At 72.6% G+C, this 13,879-nt stretch carries 10 protein-coding genes; 8 read left to right on the forward strand and 2 right to left on the reverse strand.

What is annotated here, in order from left to right; genetic code table 11:
- Window positions 1-59: 59 nt before the first annotated feature.
- The 7 genes from HUT10_RS37570 to HUT10_RS37600 all read left to right on the forward strand — a co-directional run bounded on the left by HUT10_RS37570 (window position 60) and on the right by HUT10_RS37600 (window position 5,762).
- Window positions 60-785, forward strand: coding sequence for an ABC transporter ATP-binding protein (locus HUT10_RS37570; RefSeq protein ID WP_176175521.1), 726 nt, complete (start codon window positions 60-62; stop codon window positions 783-785).
- Window positions 782-1,507 (forward strand): ABC transporter permease, encoded by a 726-nt coding sequence (locus HUT10_RS37575; protein WP_176175522.1) that lies wholly within the window; start codon window positions 782-784, stop codon window positions 1,505-1,507. Before HUT10_RS37570 ends, HUT10_RS37575 begins: the two co-directional genes overlap by 4 nt.
- A 62-nt stretch (window positions 1,508-1,569) precedes the next feature.
- Window positions 1,570-1,920 (forward strand): UBP-type zinc finger domain-containing protein, encoded by a 351-nt coding sequence (locus HUT10_RS37580; protein WP_176175523.1) that lies wholly within the window; start codon window positions 1,570-1,572, stop codon window positions 1,918-1,920.
- 152 nt (window positions 1,921-2,072) lie between these two features.
- A complete protein-coding gene (locus tag HUT10_RS37585; RefSeq protein ID WP_176175524.1) occupies window positions 2,073-3,005 on the forward strand; it encodes an ABC transporter ATP-binding protein in 933 nt (310 codons plus the stop codon).
- Window positions 3,002-3,817, forward strand: a complete 816-nt coding sequence (locus HUT10_RS37590; RefSeq protein ID WP_176175525.1) for an ABC transporter permease — start codon at window positions 3,002-3,004, stop codon at window positions 3,815-3,817. The genes HUT10_RS37585 and HUT10_RS37590 overlap by 4 nt, the downstream gene beginning before the upstream one ends.
- Before the next feature lie 26 nt (window positions 3,818-3,843).
- Window positions 3,844-5,109: a sensor histidine kinase gene (locus HUT10_RS37595; RefSeq protein WP_176175526.1), complete on the forward strand. Its 1,266-nt coding sequence runs from the start codon at window positions 3,844-3,846 to the stop codon at window positions 5,107-5,109.
- On the forward strand, window positions 5,106-5,762 hold the full coding sequence (locus HUT10_RS37600; RefSeq protein WP_176175527.1) for a response regulator transcription factor: 657 nt from the start codon (window positions 5,106-5,108) through the stop codon (window positions 5,760-5,762). Before HUT10_RS37595 ends, HUT10_RS37600 begins: the two co-directional genes overlap by 4 nt.
- A 4-nt stretch (window positions 5,763-5,766) precedes the next feature.
- Here HUT10_RS37600 and HUT10_RS37605 read toward each other — a convergent pair whose 3' ends face one another.
- Together HUT10_RS37605 and HUT10_RS37610 are read right to left on the reverse strand one after the other, a co-directional pair.
- Window positions 5,767-6,531: a DUF1206 domain-containing protein gene (locus tag HUT10_RS37605; RefSeq protein ID WP_176175528.1), complete on the reverse strand. Its 765-nt coding sequence runs from the start codon at window positions 6,529-6,531 to the stop codon at window positions 5,767-5,769.
- A gap of 47 nt (window positions 6,532-6,578) precedes the next feature.
- On the reverse strand, window positions 6,579-9,365 hold the full coding sequence (locus HUT10_RS37610) for a hypothetical protein (RefSeq protein ID WP_176175529.1): 2,787 nt from the start codon (window positions 9,363-9,365) through the stop codon (window positions 6,579-6,581).
- 275 nt (window positions 9,366-9,640) lie between these two features.
- On the opposite strand from HUT10_RS37610, the gene HUT10_RS37615 reads away from it, so the two are divergent.
- Complete coding sequence (locus HUT10_RS37615; RefSeq protein WP_176175530.1) at window positions 9,641-13,810, forward strand: hypothetical protein; 4,170 nt, start codon at window positions 9,641-9,643, stop codon at window positions 13,808-13,810.
- The last annotated feature ends 69 nt before the right edge of the window (window positions 13,811-13,879 follow it).

Below are 13,879 nucleotides of genomic sequence, written 5' to 3' on the forward strand. Positions count from 1 at the left end.
CTTGTCCCGGCCCGTCCCGGCGCTCACCATGAGTGGTCCGGGGCGGGAAGGAGGACGCCGTGGACGAGCCGGCGATCGCCGTGACCGACCTGCGGGTCCACCGCGGTGGCGAAGAGGTGCTGCGCGACATCGGGTTCACCGTGCGGCGCGGGACGGTGACCGGCCTGCTGGGCCCCAACGGCTGCGGCAAGAGCACGCTGATGCGCTCGATCGTGGGCGTCCAGCTGGTGGCGTCGGGCCGGGTGGACGTGCTCGGCCGTCCCGCGGGCAGCCCCGGGCTGCGGCGGCGGATCGGCTACGCGACCCAGGACCCGGCGATCTACGCGGACCTGACGGTGACCGAGGCCCTGCGGTACTTCGCCGCGGTGCTCGGCGCGCCACCGTCGGACGTGGACCGGGTGATCACCCGGACGGGACTCACCACCTCGGCCCGCGTCCTGGTCGGCCGCCTGTCCGGCGGCCAGCGCGGCCGGGCCAACCTGGCGGTGGCGCTGCTGGGCACCCCCGAGCTGCTGGTGCTGGACGAGCCGACGGTCGGCTCCGACCCCGAGCTGCGCGACGAGCTGTGGCGGCTGTTCCACGACCTGGCGGCCACCGGCGTCACCCTGCTGATCTCCAGCCACGTCATGGACGAGGCGGCCCGGTGCGACGACCTCCTGCTGCTGCACCGCGGCAGGCTCCTCGCCCGCGGCACGCCGGAGGCCCTGCGGGCGCGCACCGGCGCCCCCGACCTCGAGCAGGCGTTCCTGCGCCTGATCAGGGGACGCGCGGAGGCGGCGCGGTGAGCGCGCCGGCCACCACCCGCCGGATCCTGACCCAGCTGCGGCACGACCCGCGCACGGTGGTGCTGCTGGTCGCGGTGCCCAGCGTGCTGATGGTCCTGCTGCGGTTCGTGCTGAACTCGGAGCAGCGGTTCAGCGCGGTCGCCCCGGCGTTGCTCGGCATCTTCCCGTTCACGATCATGTTCCTGCTGACGTCGGTGACGACGTTGCGCGAGCGCACGACGGGCACGCTCGAGCGCCTGATGACGCTGCCGATCGGCAAGCTCGACCTGATCCTCGGCTACGCGCTGGCGTTCGGCCTGCTGGCGGTGCTGCAGGTGGTGGTGGCGGCCGGCATCTCGCTGATGTGGCTCGGCCTGGACATCGCCGGTTCGATCGGGGTGCTGCTGCTCATCGTGGTCCTGGACGCCCTGCTCGGCACGGCGCTGGGCCTGTTCGTCAGCGCGTTCGCCCGTACGGAGTTCCAGGCCATCCAGTTCCTGCCGGTGTTCGTGCTGCCGCAGTTCCTGCTGTGCGGCCTGTTCGTGCCGCGCGGCGAGATGGGCTGGGTGCTGAGCGCGGTGTCGGACGTCCTGCCGCTGTCCTACGCGGTGGACGCCCTCACCCAGGTGACCCGCTCGGGCGAGGTCGACGGCACGCTGGTCCGCGACATCGGCATCATCGCGGGCTGCGTGGTCCTGGCTTTGCTGCTGGGTGCGGCGACACTGCGCCGACGCACCCCCTGAGGCCGCTGCGGCTCCTCCGTCATCGCGCCTAAAGTGGGCGGGACCCGAGCAGAGGAGTTCGCATGCAAGGCGTAGATCCCTCCGTGCCGCCCAGTGGCACGGGTTGTGCGGACTGCGACGCCGCCGATCCGCAAGGCTGGTGGTTCCACCTCCGGCGCTGTGCGGAGTGCGGCCACATCGGCTGTTGCGATTCCTCGCCCGGCCGGCACGCCAGTGGCCACGCCGCCGCCAGCGGGCACCGGCTGGCGCGCAGCTTCGAGCCCGGCGAAGAGTGGTTCTGGGACTACGGCGAAGAAGTGCTCTACGAATCCGGGCCCGCACTCGCCGCGCCCGAACACCGGCCGGTCGACCAGCCCGCTCCCGGGCCGGCCGGGCGCGTGCCCGCCGACTGGGCCCGGCACCTGCACCAGTAACCGTTCTCGTCCCGTCGGCACCGTCCACTCCGGAGCGGGTGGTACCGCGGTACCACCCGCCCGCCGGAATTCCCCCGCCGGTACCACGGATCGCGCCGGTCCCGCTCCTAGCGTGAGGAGGAGACGACCCACGCGACCACAGGGGAACGACGATGATCGAGGCACTGCAGCTCACCAAGCGGTACGGGGAGAAAACCGCGGTCGACCACCTGGACTTCACCGTCCGGCCCGGCGCCGTCACCGGCTTCCTCGGCCCGAACGGCGCCGGCAAGTCCACCACCATGCGGCTGATCCTCGGGCTGGATGCCCCGACCGGCGGCTCGGTGCGCGTCAACGGCCGCCCCTACGCCCGGCACCGCGCCCCGCTGCAGGAGGTCGGGGCGCTGCTGGAAGCGAAGTCGATCCACCCCGGCCGGTCCGCCTTCGACCACCTGCTCGCGCAGGCCCACACGCACGGCATCCCGCGGCGGCGGGTCGACGAGGTGATCGAGCTGGCCGGGCTGCAGCCGGTGGCGAAGAAGCGCGCCGGCGGGTTCTCCCTCGGCATGGGCCAGCGCCTCGGCATCGCCGCCGCCCTGCTCGGCGACCCGGCGACGGTGCTGCTCGACGAGCCGGTCAACGGCCTCGACCCCGAGGGCGTCCTGTGGATCCGCACGCTGCTCGGCGAGCTCGCCGCCGAGGGGCGCACGGTCTTCGTGTCCTCGCACCTGATGTCCGAGATGGCGCTGGTCGCCGAGCACCTGGTGATCGTCGGCCGCGGCAGGCTGCTCGCCGACACCACGGTGGCCGACCTGGTCCGCGAAGCCGGCGGCGGCACCGTGCAGGTGGCCACTGCCGACCCCGCGCGGCTGCGGGAGGTCCTGGCCGGTCCCGGTGTCGAGATCACCGGCCAGGCGGGCTCCGAGCAGCTGCAGGTGACCGGCCTGTCCGCGCGGGCGATCGGGCTGAAGGCCGCCGAGCACGGCGTCGCGCTGTTCGAGCTCACCGCCCGGGCCGTCTCCCTCGAGCAGGCCTTCATGGACCTGACCAGGGACGCCGTCGAGTACCACGGCACCGGCGTCGAAACCCTCGGGAGGGCGGCATGAACGCGGTGACACTCGTCGAACGGCCCGCCTACCGGGTGACCGGACGCCGCGTGCTGCGTTCGGAGTGGTCGAAGCTGTGGTCGCTGCGCTCGACGTGGATCACCCTCGGCCTCGGGTGCGTGTTCCTGGTGGCCGTCGGCCTGATCGCCGCGGCGCAGTACTCGCCCCAGCCCACCGGCGGGAACCTCGACGACGACTTCGCCAACGCCACCGCGGTCAGCCTGTCCCTGTTCGGCCTGACGTTCGCGCAGCTGGCGCTGGGCGTCCTCGGCGTGCTGGTGACCGCGGGCGAGTACTCCACCGGCATGATCCGCTCGACGCTGGCCGCGGTCCCGCGCCGCCTGCCGGTGCTGTGGGCGAAGTCGGCGGTGTTCGGCGTGGTCGCCCTCGTCGTCGGCGTCGTAAGCGTGTTCGTCACCTTCGTGATCGTCTCCGGCGTGGTGGCCGGGACACCGGCGGCGCTCACGCTGTCGTCGCCGGGCGTGGTGCGCAGCCTGCTGGGCGCGGGCCTCTACCTCGGCCTGGTCGGGGTGCTCGGGGCCGCGCTCGGTGCCCTGCTGCGGTCGGTCGCCGGCGGCATCTCGGTGCTGGTGGCGGTGCTGATGCTGATCCCCGGCCTGCTGTCGCTGCTGCCCGCGAGCTGGCACGACGAGATCGGGCCGTACCTGCCCAGCAACGCGGGCCAGGCCATGTACGCCCTGACCCACGACAGCACGTCCTTGTCGCCGGCCGCGGGGTTGGCCGTGTTCCTGGGCTGGACGGCCCTCGCACTGGCCGGCGCGGCCTACCGGCTCGTCCGGACCGACGGCTGAGCCGCGTTTTCGTCCACCATGGACAGGTGACCGAGGTGAACGGCGACGCACTGGGGCACCCGCTGCTCACCCAGGCGATCCGGATCAGGCAGCGGCTGCGGCGGACGGACCGGGCCCACCCGTGGCTCCTCGACGCGGCCGTGGTGGCCGGGGTCGTCCTGCTGTTCTGCGTGCCGGAGTTCGTGCGGTTCGACGACGGCGACGACGGCCCGCTGCCGATCACGTTCACGCAGCTGCCGGTGCCCGCGACGCTGGCCCTGCAGGCCGGCCTGGTGCTGCCCCTGCTGGCGCGGCGGCGGGCACCGACGGCGGCGTTCGCCGTGATCGCGGCGGTGTTCGTGCTGCAGTGGTCGCTGGGCTCGTTCCTGCGGGCCGACGTGGCCCTGCTCGTCGCGCTCTACAGCGTGGCGCTGCACGGCCGCGTCCGGCACCTGGCCTGGGTGGGCGCGGCCGTGGCCGGGCTCATCGTCCCGGTCGCGGTGCGCGTCTCCGCGGTGGTGTCCGTGTGGGGCGCGCTGTTCTTCCTGATCAGCACGGCGGTCGCGGCCGCCGCGCTGGGGCTGGCGGTGCGGATCCGCCGGGCCCAGCTGGCCGCCCTGCGCGAGCGCGCGGCCCGGCTGGAGGTCGAGCGCGACCAGCGCAGCAGGCTGGCCACCGCCACCGAACGCACCCGGGTGGCCCGGGAGATGCACGACATCATCGGCCACAACCTGTCCGTCATCATCAGCCTGGCCGACGGCGGCGCGTACGCGGCCGAAGCGGCGCCCGAGCGGAGCCGGGAAGCGCTCCGGCTCGTCGGGGAGTCCGGACGCCAGGCACTGGGCGAGCTCCGGCGCATGCTGGGTGTCCTGCGCGAGCAGGCGGCTGCGCCGGAGCTGCACCCGCAGCCCCGCATCGCCGACATCGACGCGCTGTGCGGGCGGCTGCGCGCGGCCGGGCCGGAGGTCGTCCTCCGGTCCGGCGGCGAGCTGGAAGCCCTGGACCGCGGGGTGCAGCTGATGGCCTACCGGATCGTCCAGGAGGCGCTCACGAACACGTTGAAGCACGCCGGTCCCGGCACGCGCGTCGACGTCACGCTGTCCGCCGACGGCGCGCGGCTGCGCATCCGCGTCCAGGACACCGGCCCGCCGGACGGCCGCCGGCCGTCCCACGGCGAAGGGCACGGGCTCACCGGCATGAGGGAGCGCGCGGCCCTCTACGGCGGCACGCTCGTCGCCGGTCCGGTCCCGGGCGGCGGCTGGGCCGTGCAGGCGGTCCTCGACGTCACCCCGCTCCCGGGGAGCCCGGCGTGACCAGCGTGCTCATCGTGGACGACCAGGCCCTGCAGCGGTTCGGCTTCCGCATGCTGCTGGAGGCGGCACCCGGCACGGAGGTGGTGGGCGAAGCGGCCCACGGCGCGGAAGCGGTGCGCCGCACAGCCGAGCTGCGTCCCGACGTGGTCCTGATGGACATCCGCATGCCGGGCATGGACGGCATCGAAGCGACCCGCCGCATCGTCGCGGGCGGCGGCCGGTCGAGGGTGCTGGTGCTGACGACGTTCGACCTCGACGAGTACGCGCACGCGGCGCTGCGGGCGGGTGCGAGCGGATTCCTGCTCAAGGACGCCCACCCGGAGGAGCTCCTGGCCGGGATCCGCGCGGTGGCCAGGGGAGACGCGGTCGTCGCGCCGGCGCTGACCCGGCGTCTCCTCGACGCGTACGCCCACCACCTGCCGACGGTGTCCGGCGGCGCCCCGGACGACCCGCGCTGGGCGGCGCTGACCGAGCGCGAGCGCGAGATCCTGGTCGCCATCGGCCGGGGGTGGACGAACGGCGAGATCGCGTCGCGGCTGGTGCTCTCGGAGTCGACGGTGAAGACGCACGTGGGCCGGGTACTGGCGAAGATCGGCGCCCGCGACCGCATCCAGGCGGTGATCACCGCCTACGACCTCGGCCTGACGCGCTGAGCCGTCACAACCGCCGGAACCGGGCCTCCAGCAGCGCGAACACGCCGAACACCGCGATCCCGAGCGCCAGCGCAAGCAACAAGGCCGGCCCGTACGGCTGCACGGCCAGCGTCTTCAGCGCCGGGTCCAGCCCGCCGGCCTTGGCCGGGTCGTACCGGACGGCCGCGAGCACCAACATCGCTCCCACCGTGGCGTACAGGACGCCCACCGCGCACCAGCCGACCTGGCCGAGCCGGGTGGCCGACAACCGCACGGTGGGGGAGGCACCGCCGAAGTCGAGGTCGCGGAGGAACTTCTTCCGCGCGCCCCGGTAGGCGAGCCACCCGGCGACGCCGATGACGAGCACACCCGCGCCGATCACCGCGGCCGCACCCCACGGCCATCCCAGCACGGCCGCGACGACCGAGCCGGCCTTGCCGGAAGCGCCCGTCGCGGTCTTGGCGGCGCTGTAGGCGACCAGGCCGTAAAGAACGACTTCGATGCCGCTGACCGACCGCCGCACCCAGCGGCGCCGGGGTGAGGCCTGCCGGTGGCCGGTGAGTGCCTCGCTGAGCTGCCACAGCGCGAGCACGCCGGTGCCGCCCGCAACCAGCCACAGCAGCCACGCACCCCCCTCGGCGGCGACGAGCTGCAGCGCCCCGGCCTTGTCGGCCCGTTCGTGGTCGCCGAGCGCCACCTGCGCGGCCAGCCAAGCGACGATCAGGTGGACGGCCGCGTAGCAGGTCAGCCCTATCCGGGCGAGCAGGCGGAAAACTCTCAGTTCGGGCATGAAGGTGAGTTTTGCTCACGTCGGCCCGGTTTGGCCAGCATGCGGGGTCACGGATCGGGCGGGCACCAGGTGTCGGACGTGGGCCCGTCGGCGGCCCCGCAGAAGCCGTGCACCGACTTGTCGACTTCGCCGCCGGACACGCCCATCACCGCAACCGGCTTGTTCTGCGGCACGTTCCGGCTGATGTCGCCGCCGTAGTCGATGGTGCCGGTGACGCCTTCGAGGTACTTGTTGACCTGCTCGGCCCCCGGGCGCGAAGTGTGGATCGCGGTGATCTCGCGCCAGATCGCACCCGGCGTCACCGGGATCTCGGCGGCCGTCTCGCGCAGGTACGCCGCCGCGACGATCATCACCTGGGCCGCGTCGTAGGCCAGCGCCGCGTGACCGTCGTACGAGCGGCCCTCCGGCGTCCGTTCGAACGGGAACAGCGTCTCGTCCAGCGTCGTGTAGAAGTCCAGCGCGGTCCCGCTCGCCTGGAAGACCGGCGCGGTGGCGAACGAGAGGTAGTAGTACGGCAGTGCCCGGTTGCGCCGGCGTTCGCCCTGGTCGGCGACGAACCGGGTGACGTCGTCGTCGCCGATCACGGTGGCGCGGCTGCCGCACTGCGCGGCGCTGCTGAGGAACTGGCCGAAGTCGGGCACGCCCCGGCCGGCGAAGAACGCCAGGCCGTCGTAGGAGCAGGTGTCCCGGCCGGCCGCGCCGGCGTTGCCCAGCAGCGGCTCGCGGTACCGCACGTGTGAAGGCGGCCCGCCGAGGCCGCCGTCCGGGGTGAACGCGCGGGCGTCGACCTGGAAACCCCGGTCGTGGAAGGACTTCAGGACGTCGTCGCGGAGGTTGGTGCTGTACACGTCGGCGTCGTCGTCGGAGTAGTAGACGCGGACCACGCGCGGCCCCGGCAGCTGGGTGGCGAACCCGGCGGCCACCGCGGCCTCGCGCCGGTTCTGCGGTGTCACCTGGAAGTACATCGGGTTCAGGTCGGCCAGCGGGTCCGCGGACAGCGTCGAGGCGACCATCGGCAGCCCGGCGTTGGTCAGCGCGGCGATGGTCCGCTGGGTCGGCTCGCTGCTGAGGTCCAGCCCGACCACCCCGACGATGCTGCTGTCCTGCTGCGCCTGCAGCCGCAGCTGGTCGGCCACCCGCACGCCTTCGCGCATGTTGCGGCCCGCGTTCGCGATGAGCAGCCGGACGATCGGATCGGCCGAGCCCGGCGCGTTCAGCTGCCGCAGCTGGGCGACCGCGAACCCTTCCAGCGATTCGCGTTCGGTGGTCAGCCCTTCCGCGAGGTTGTTGGACGAGGTCAGCGCCTCCAGCACGACAAGCGTGATGTACGGCCGCTCGGGATGGGCTTCGTGCAGTTGCTCGGCGCGATGGTTCTGGTCCAGCACGACCGCTTCGACCTGCCGGATCGTCGCGTCCGAGGGCTGGAAGACGTCCTGCGAGCCGTCCGTGGCGCCGACGCATTCGGTGCCGGTCCAGGTCAGCCAGGGGTTGTCGGAACGACAGTGCTCGGTCCAGGTGTCGTGGCTGCGGTAGGCGACGAACCCGGCCACGAGCGCGACGACCACGACGGGCACGCCGATCCGCGTCCACCGGCTCGCCCACCACGGCGGCCGGACCTGCCTGCGGAACCGGTAGTCGCTGCCGAGGGTCTGCAGCATCTGCCGGACCTTCGGCTCGTCGTCATCGGACGGCGGCCGGACGCCGACGGGCAGGTACCAGGCGGTCGGCCGGCGCTCCCGCCGGTCGCGCTCCAGCTGGTTCTGCCAGGCCACGTAGGCGGCGCGCGCCTGCCCGGCCTGGAACTGCGGCCGTTGCGGCGTCGGTTCCGCGTCGGGCGGCGGCGCGGGGCTGGCGCTGACCACCAGCAGCGGGTCGAACCGCCCGACCTGGTTGCGGACGGAGTTGACGAGCTCGAGCAGCCGGTAACCGCCGTTCCCGACGCTCACGTCGTCCAGCAGCAGCACCGGGTAGGTCATCCGCCGTCGCCGCCAGACCCGCCACGGCCGCAGCCGGTAGGCTCGCCGCAGGTCTTCGAGGAAGGCGTTGAGCAGCAGGCGGCAGACGTATTCGGGGGCCTCTTCCTGCCACTGCCCCTCGGTGAGCCGCCGGGCGAACCGGACGAAGCTGCCGGACATCTCGGGGGCAAGGTGGGGCTGCCGCAGGAACCACCGGTACCGCCCGGACAGCAGCGGAACCCGGCCGGTGACGGCGATCCGGAAGGTGAGCAGGGTGAGCCCGCGCACGAGCAGCGAGAAGACCTTCCAGATGCCCTGGTTTTCGGGCAGCTGCTTGACGGCGTCCTCGGCGGAGGAGCTGAACCGCTCGGCGAGGCTGATCCGCCGGATGGCCCGCCGCAGCACCCCATCGGGATCGTCGCGGCCGTCGTAGTCCTGCAGCATCAGCCAGTAGACGAGGTCGAACAGCGGAAAGGGCAGCCGGCTGGTGTGCGCGGTGGCACTGTCCCCGAGTTGTTTCCGGGCATCCCGCAGCACATCCCGGACGACGGTGACGGAGTCGGCGGTCGCGGGCCCGGCTTCGTCCCGCCCTTCGTGCTGGGTCAGTTCGGGCCGCGCGTACCGGATGCTGCCCTGCGGTTTGGCGGTCTTGAGCCGTTCCGCAACGGCGGCGAGCACATCGGCGCTTTCGGACGGCCGGACGAGGCAGACCATGGGCAGGCCCCGCCGTTCGGACCGTTCGTCCTGGTAGTCACCCCAGTGGCATTGTTCGTCGAGTTTCCGCGGCCGATCCCCGAGCCGCGGCCGCAGGCAGAGTGCGCCGACGAGCTTGACAAGCACATCGGCCCCGACAAATCCGAGCGGCTCTGTTCTCCCCATCGGAACAGAATCGCACAGATTCGGTGAAACCGGTTCCGCAAATCCACCGACACGGCCGTAACAAGACGGGCGGAACCGACGATCTCAGGTGAGCCGTTCGGCCGGAAGTGACGGAATAACCGGGAGGACGGTCGCGGCTCTGTTCGGTGGCCGGTGGAATACGGGTCCGGCCGCGTTGCGGTGCACGCGCCGATCGCCGTCGGCACCTGTGTATCTCTCGCCCGCTTTCGCGCTCTTGAGTTCTGGCCGGATGCCGGAGATCGACGGAGGGCGCCATGCCGGAGCAACGCGAGTCCCGACCTGCCCTCGTGGCCGGCTCCCTCGTCGACCGGGAGCGGGGTGAACCCGTCGCCGGCGTGGGGCTCGCCGTCCAGGTCCGGCTCGGTGGCTGCTCCCACGATCTCGCCGCCGGGAGCACCGACGCCGACGGCCGGTTCTCCCTCACCCCGGGCGACAACGTCCCCGCCTGGCTCGTCCGGGTGGTCACCTGCGGCGAAGGGGAAGGCGAACCCGTCACGATCACCGGCACCCTCGGCGACCGGCCGCCGCAGGACCTCGTCACCACCCGGCCGGGTGACTTCCTCCGGCTGACCATCGACGTCCCGCCCGCCCAAGTCGACTGGGCCGTCTTCAACCGGCCCGGTGAAGGCCGGATCGACGAGCTGCTCGCCCTGGTCCGCGACCCCGCCGTCGTCCCGGACCAGGCCGTCCGCGTGCGGGCCGTCGCCGAACTCGAGGCCGCCTTCCTCGATCCCTCCGGCGTCCTGAGCGGCTTCGGCCCGCTCCCGCCGTGGGCCACCCTCGCCCACGACTTCGCCGCCTACGCAGCCGGCCTCGGCGACCACCCGGAAACCGGACCGGCGCTGCAGGAGCTGCGCACCCGGCTCGACAGCTTCGCCGACCTGTCCCAAGTGGACTGGCCGATCGACTTCGGCGCGCTCGGTCGGACCGGGCTTTCGGGCCTGCTCAACAAGTACGCCGACCGATTCACCGCAGGAAACATCCTCGACGGTCCGCTGATCGGCGCGCTCAACCCGGCCATCGGCTACCGCGACTACCTCCTCGGCGTCTGGGTCAAGCTCTGCGCCTACGACGACTACTGGCTCCAGCAAGGCGGCGAAAAGCCCCTCACCGCCACCGAAGCCCGCGCCCAGCTGACCGCCCGCTTCCACCAGGACTTCACCACCCGCGACACCAGCCCGCGGCCCGCGAACGAACTGGCCATCGGCACGGTCACGCGCATCCTCACCGACCCCGCCCCGACCGGCTACGGCCTGCCCACCGCCTCGCTTCCCGACCGCGGCGACATGGACGCGCGGTCCTATCTGGACAGTCTGATCGTCCTTTCCGGAGTGACAGCCCGAGAGCTCGGCCTGCGGTTCCGGATCGACCTGACCCGGTCCGGTCCGGCGACCAGCACTCTCGTCGCCGAAAACACCGCCACACTGCTGGGTTTCTTCCGCGACAGCTTCCAGTCGGCGCCGGATCCCTTCCACACCCCGCCGGACGTCCGCAACCGCACCATCATCCCGGACGTCCAGCGCGGCCGGGCGCCGTTCTTCCTGGAGTACGAGGAATGGCTGGCCGCGACCGCGCCCTTCTACCCCGAGAACGTCCTCTCCATCGCCCGCTCCCTGCGCGCCGGCGACCTCGCCGGCACCAAGCCCGGGCCGCCCTGGCAGGTGAAGGCGGTCGCGGTGTTCGCCGACGTCGCGAAGATCGACAAGCTGCTGCTGCAGGGCGAATACCCGCAGGCGCTGTCCCTGATCGACACGACGACGTCCGCCGCACTGGAACTGATCAAGGAGCAACAGAAGGCCGGTTACCCGCTGGAGCCGCCCATGCTGGCCCGCAGGCGGCTGCCGGTCACCACGAAAGCGCAGCTGGCCGCGTTCGAGCGGTTCCTCGGGTTCGGCTCGGCGTTCTTCAGCGAGCCGACGTACGACTTCCCGTTCCCGGGTGACTGGAACGGCAAGCGCCTGACCGCCGGGCTGGTGCTGTACGCGACGTACTTCGCCTGGGTGTGGCGGTCGGACGTGCTGCTCGCCACCGGCCGCTTCACCGAGGCCGCGAAGTGCCTCGAAGGCCTGCTCGGCGTGGCCATCGGCGCGGCGGCGCAGGACGATCCGGCCGGGTACAAGACGATCTGGAACGCCGGCTTGCCCGAGCTGTACACCGACGGCCCTCTGCCATCCACAATGGACCGCTCCGACAAGGCCCAGGTGGTGCAACCGGATCTCAGCGCGCCCGACGCCATCCCGTACGGCAGCACGTTCGACGACTACAGCCAGCTCCGGCCGCCGAAGGTGGCCGGCCTGCTGCACCGCGTCGACCGCCGGTTCCTGCAGCTGCGCCTGGGCGCGGTGCTGCTCGAATGGGCGGACACGCTCTTCCGCGCCGACGAACCGGCGGGCGCGGCGCGCGCACGGGAACTCTACAAAGCCGTGCTGTGGCTGCACGGCGACGACCCGCAGGTGGGGCCGTCCTGGCAGGGTGGCGTTCCCGGCGGTTACGTCGGCGCGTCGGCGAACCCGGCCGTGGTCGCGCAGGTCGCCCGCGCCCGGCTCGGCTTCACCCGGATCGAAGCCGGGCTGAACTACTTCGGCGGCACCGAAGCGACCGTCCCGGTGCAGCGCTACCGCACCCTCAAGGACGCCGCCGACCGGTTCGCGGCGCTGGCGAAGGCCGCCGAGCGCGACTTCCTGGCCGCCACCGCGCACCTCGAAGACCTGGCGATCGAGCGGCTGCGCACGTCGAACCTGCTCGCCAAGGCCACCGCGCAGAAGGCGATCGCCGGTGAGCAGGCGCAAATCGCCGCCTACCAGGTCGTCCTCGCGCAGAAGCAGGTCACCGACGTCGAGGCCCAGGTCGCGGCGAAGAAGGCCGAGATCGCCGACCACGACAGCCTCTTCGGGCAGCTGTCGGACTTCGCGTCGGGCCTGACCAAGACGTTCACCGGGCTGCCCGGCTTCGCCACCAAGGGCATCGGCGAAGGCTTCGCCGCCGAACTCGGGCTGGGCGACGCCTCGGCGTCCGGCCTGCTCGGCCTCGGCGCGGGCGCGTCCGTGCTCGCCGGCTTCGGCGCGTTCTACTACGCCGGCTACACGAGCATGTCCGGCATGGCCGCCGCCTACAGCGGCCGCGCGGGCGAGCTGAAGCGCCTGCAGGACGTCGCCCTGCCGCTGGCCAAGGGCAACGTCGACGCCAAGCAGCGCGAGGTGACCATCGCCAAGCTGCAGGCCACCATCGCCGACGCGGACATCCGGCTCGCGAACGACCTGCTCGCGTTCACCACCCTGCGCCTGCTCAACGCCGAGTTCTGGACCGCCGTCACCCAGGTGTTGCGTCGCGTCCTGCGCCGCTACCTCGACCTCGGCGCGTGGGCCGGCTGGCTCGCCGAACGCGCTCTCGCCTTCGAGCAGGACCGGCACCTGCGCATCGTCCGGATGGACTACCTGGCCCGCGACCTCTCCGGCGTGACCGGCGCCGACCAGCTCCAAGGCGACCTCGCCGAGCTCGAGGCCGCCCGGATCGCGGGGGAGCGCGCGCTGGTCCCGTACCGGTACGTGCTGTCGCTGGCCGAAGAGTTCCCGCTCGCCTTCGGGGCGCTGAAGGCGCGTGGACGGTGCTCGTTCGCCACCTCGGAAGGCGCCGCGCGCGCGTTCTTCCCCGGCACGTTCGGCCACCGCGTCCGCAGTCTCGCCGTCGAGGTCCGGATGCTCACTGCGGGCCGGCGCGTCCGCGGCACCCTGGTCAACCACGGCGTTTCGCAGGCCAGCACGGACGAAACCCTGGCGACGCGCCCGCTCCTGCGGTTCGCCGACGCCGTCGCGGTCTCCGAAAGCGGCACCCCGGTCCCCGACGGCCACGACGTCCTCGGCCCGTTCGAAGGCATCGGCCTGGACACCGGCTGGACCCTGCACCTGGACCGCGACGCGGAAGCGTGGGACACGATCACCGACGTCGTCATCCGGATCGACGGGCTCGCCCGGTTCTCGGAGGCGCTCCGCCAGGCCCCGGCGACCCCGGCGGCGGGCCGGCTCCTGCTGGTCTCGGCGGCCCGGTTCGCCCCGGAGGCACTGGGCGCCATCAAGGCCGGCGGCGGCGGCGCGCTGGAGCTCGACTTCGGCAAGGTGCCGTACCCGGTGGTGGAGCAGAACCGCCGTGTCACCAACGTGTTCGTCGCCCTGCCGGGCAGCGCGGACCTGGCGGTCTCGGCCACCCTCGACCTCGCGGGCGCGGCGACGGCGTTCACGTGCGAAGCGGGGATCGCGCTCTCCAACGGCGAACCGCTCCGCCTGCCGGGCAGCCCGTCGCCCGACCAGCCGCTCAACGCCGCGATCGGCGAGCCGGTCGAGCAGCCGTGGCGCTTCACCCTGGCCGGCGACCTTTCCGGCCTGCAGGACGTCGTGGTGGGCGTCGAGTACTCCGCCGATCCGGTCTAAACGGCGCTGACGTCGCCTGGCCGGGTGATTTGCATCGGGTCTGCAACGAAATACCGGTCGTTCGAGGTG

The organism is Amycolatopsis sp. Hca4, from assembly GCF_013364075.1.
GTDB lineage: Bacteria > Actinomycetota > Actinomycetes > Mycobacteriales > Pseudonocardiaceae > Amycolatopsis.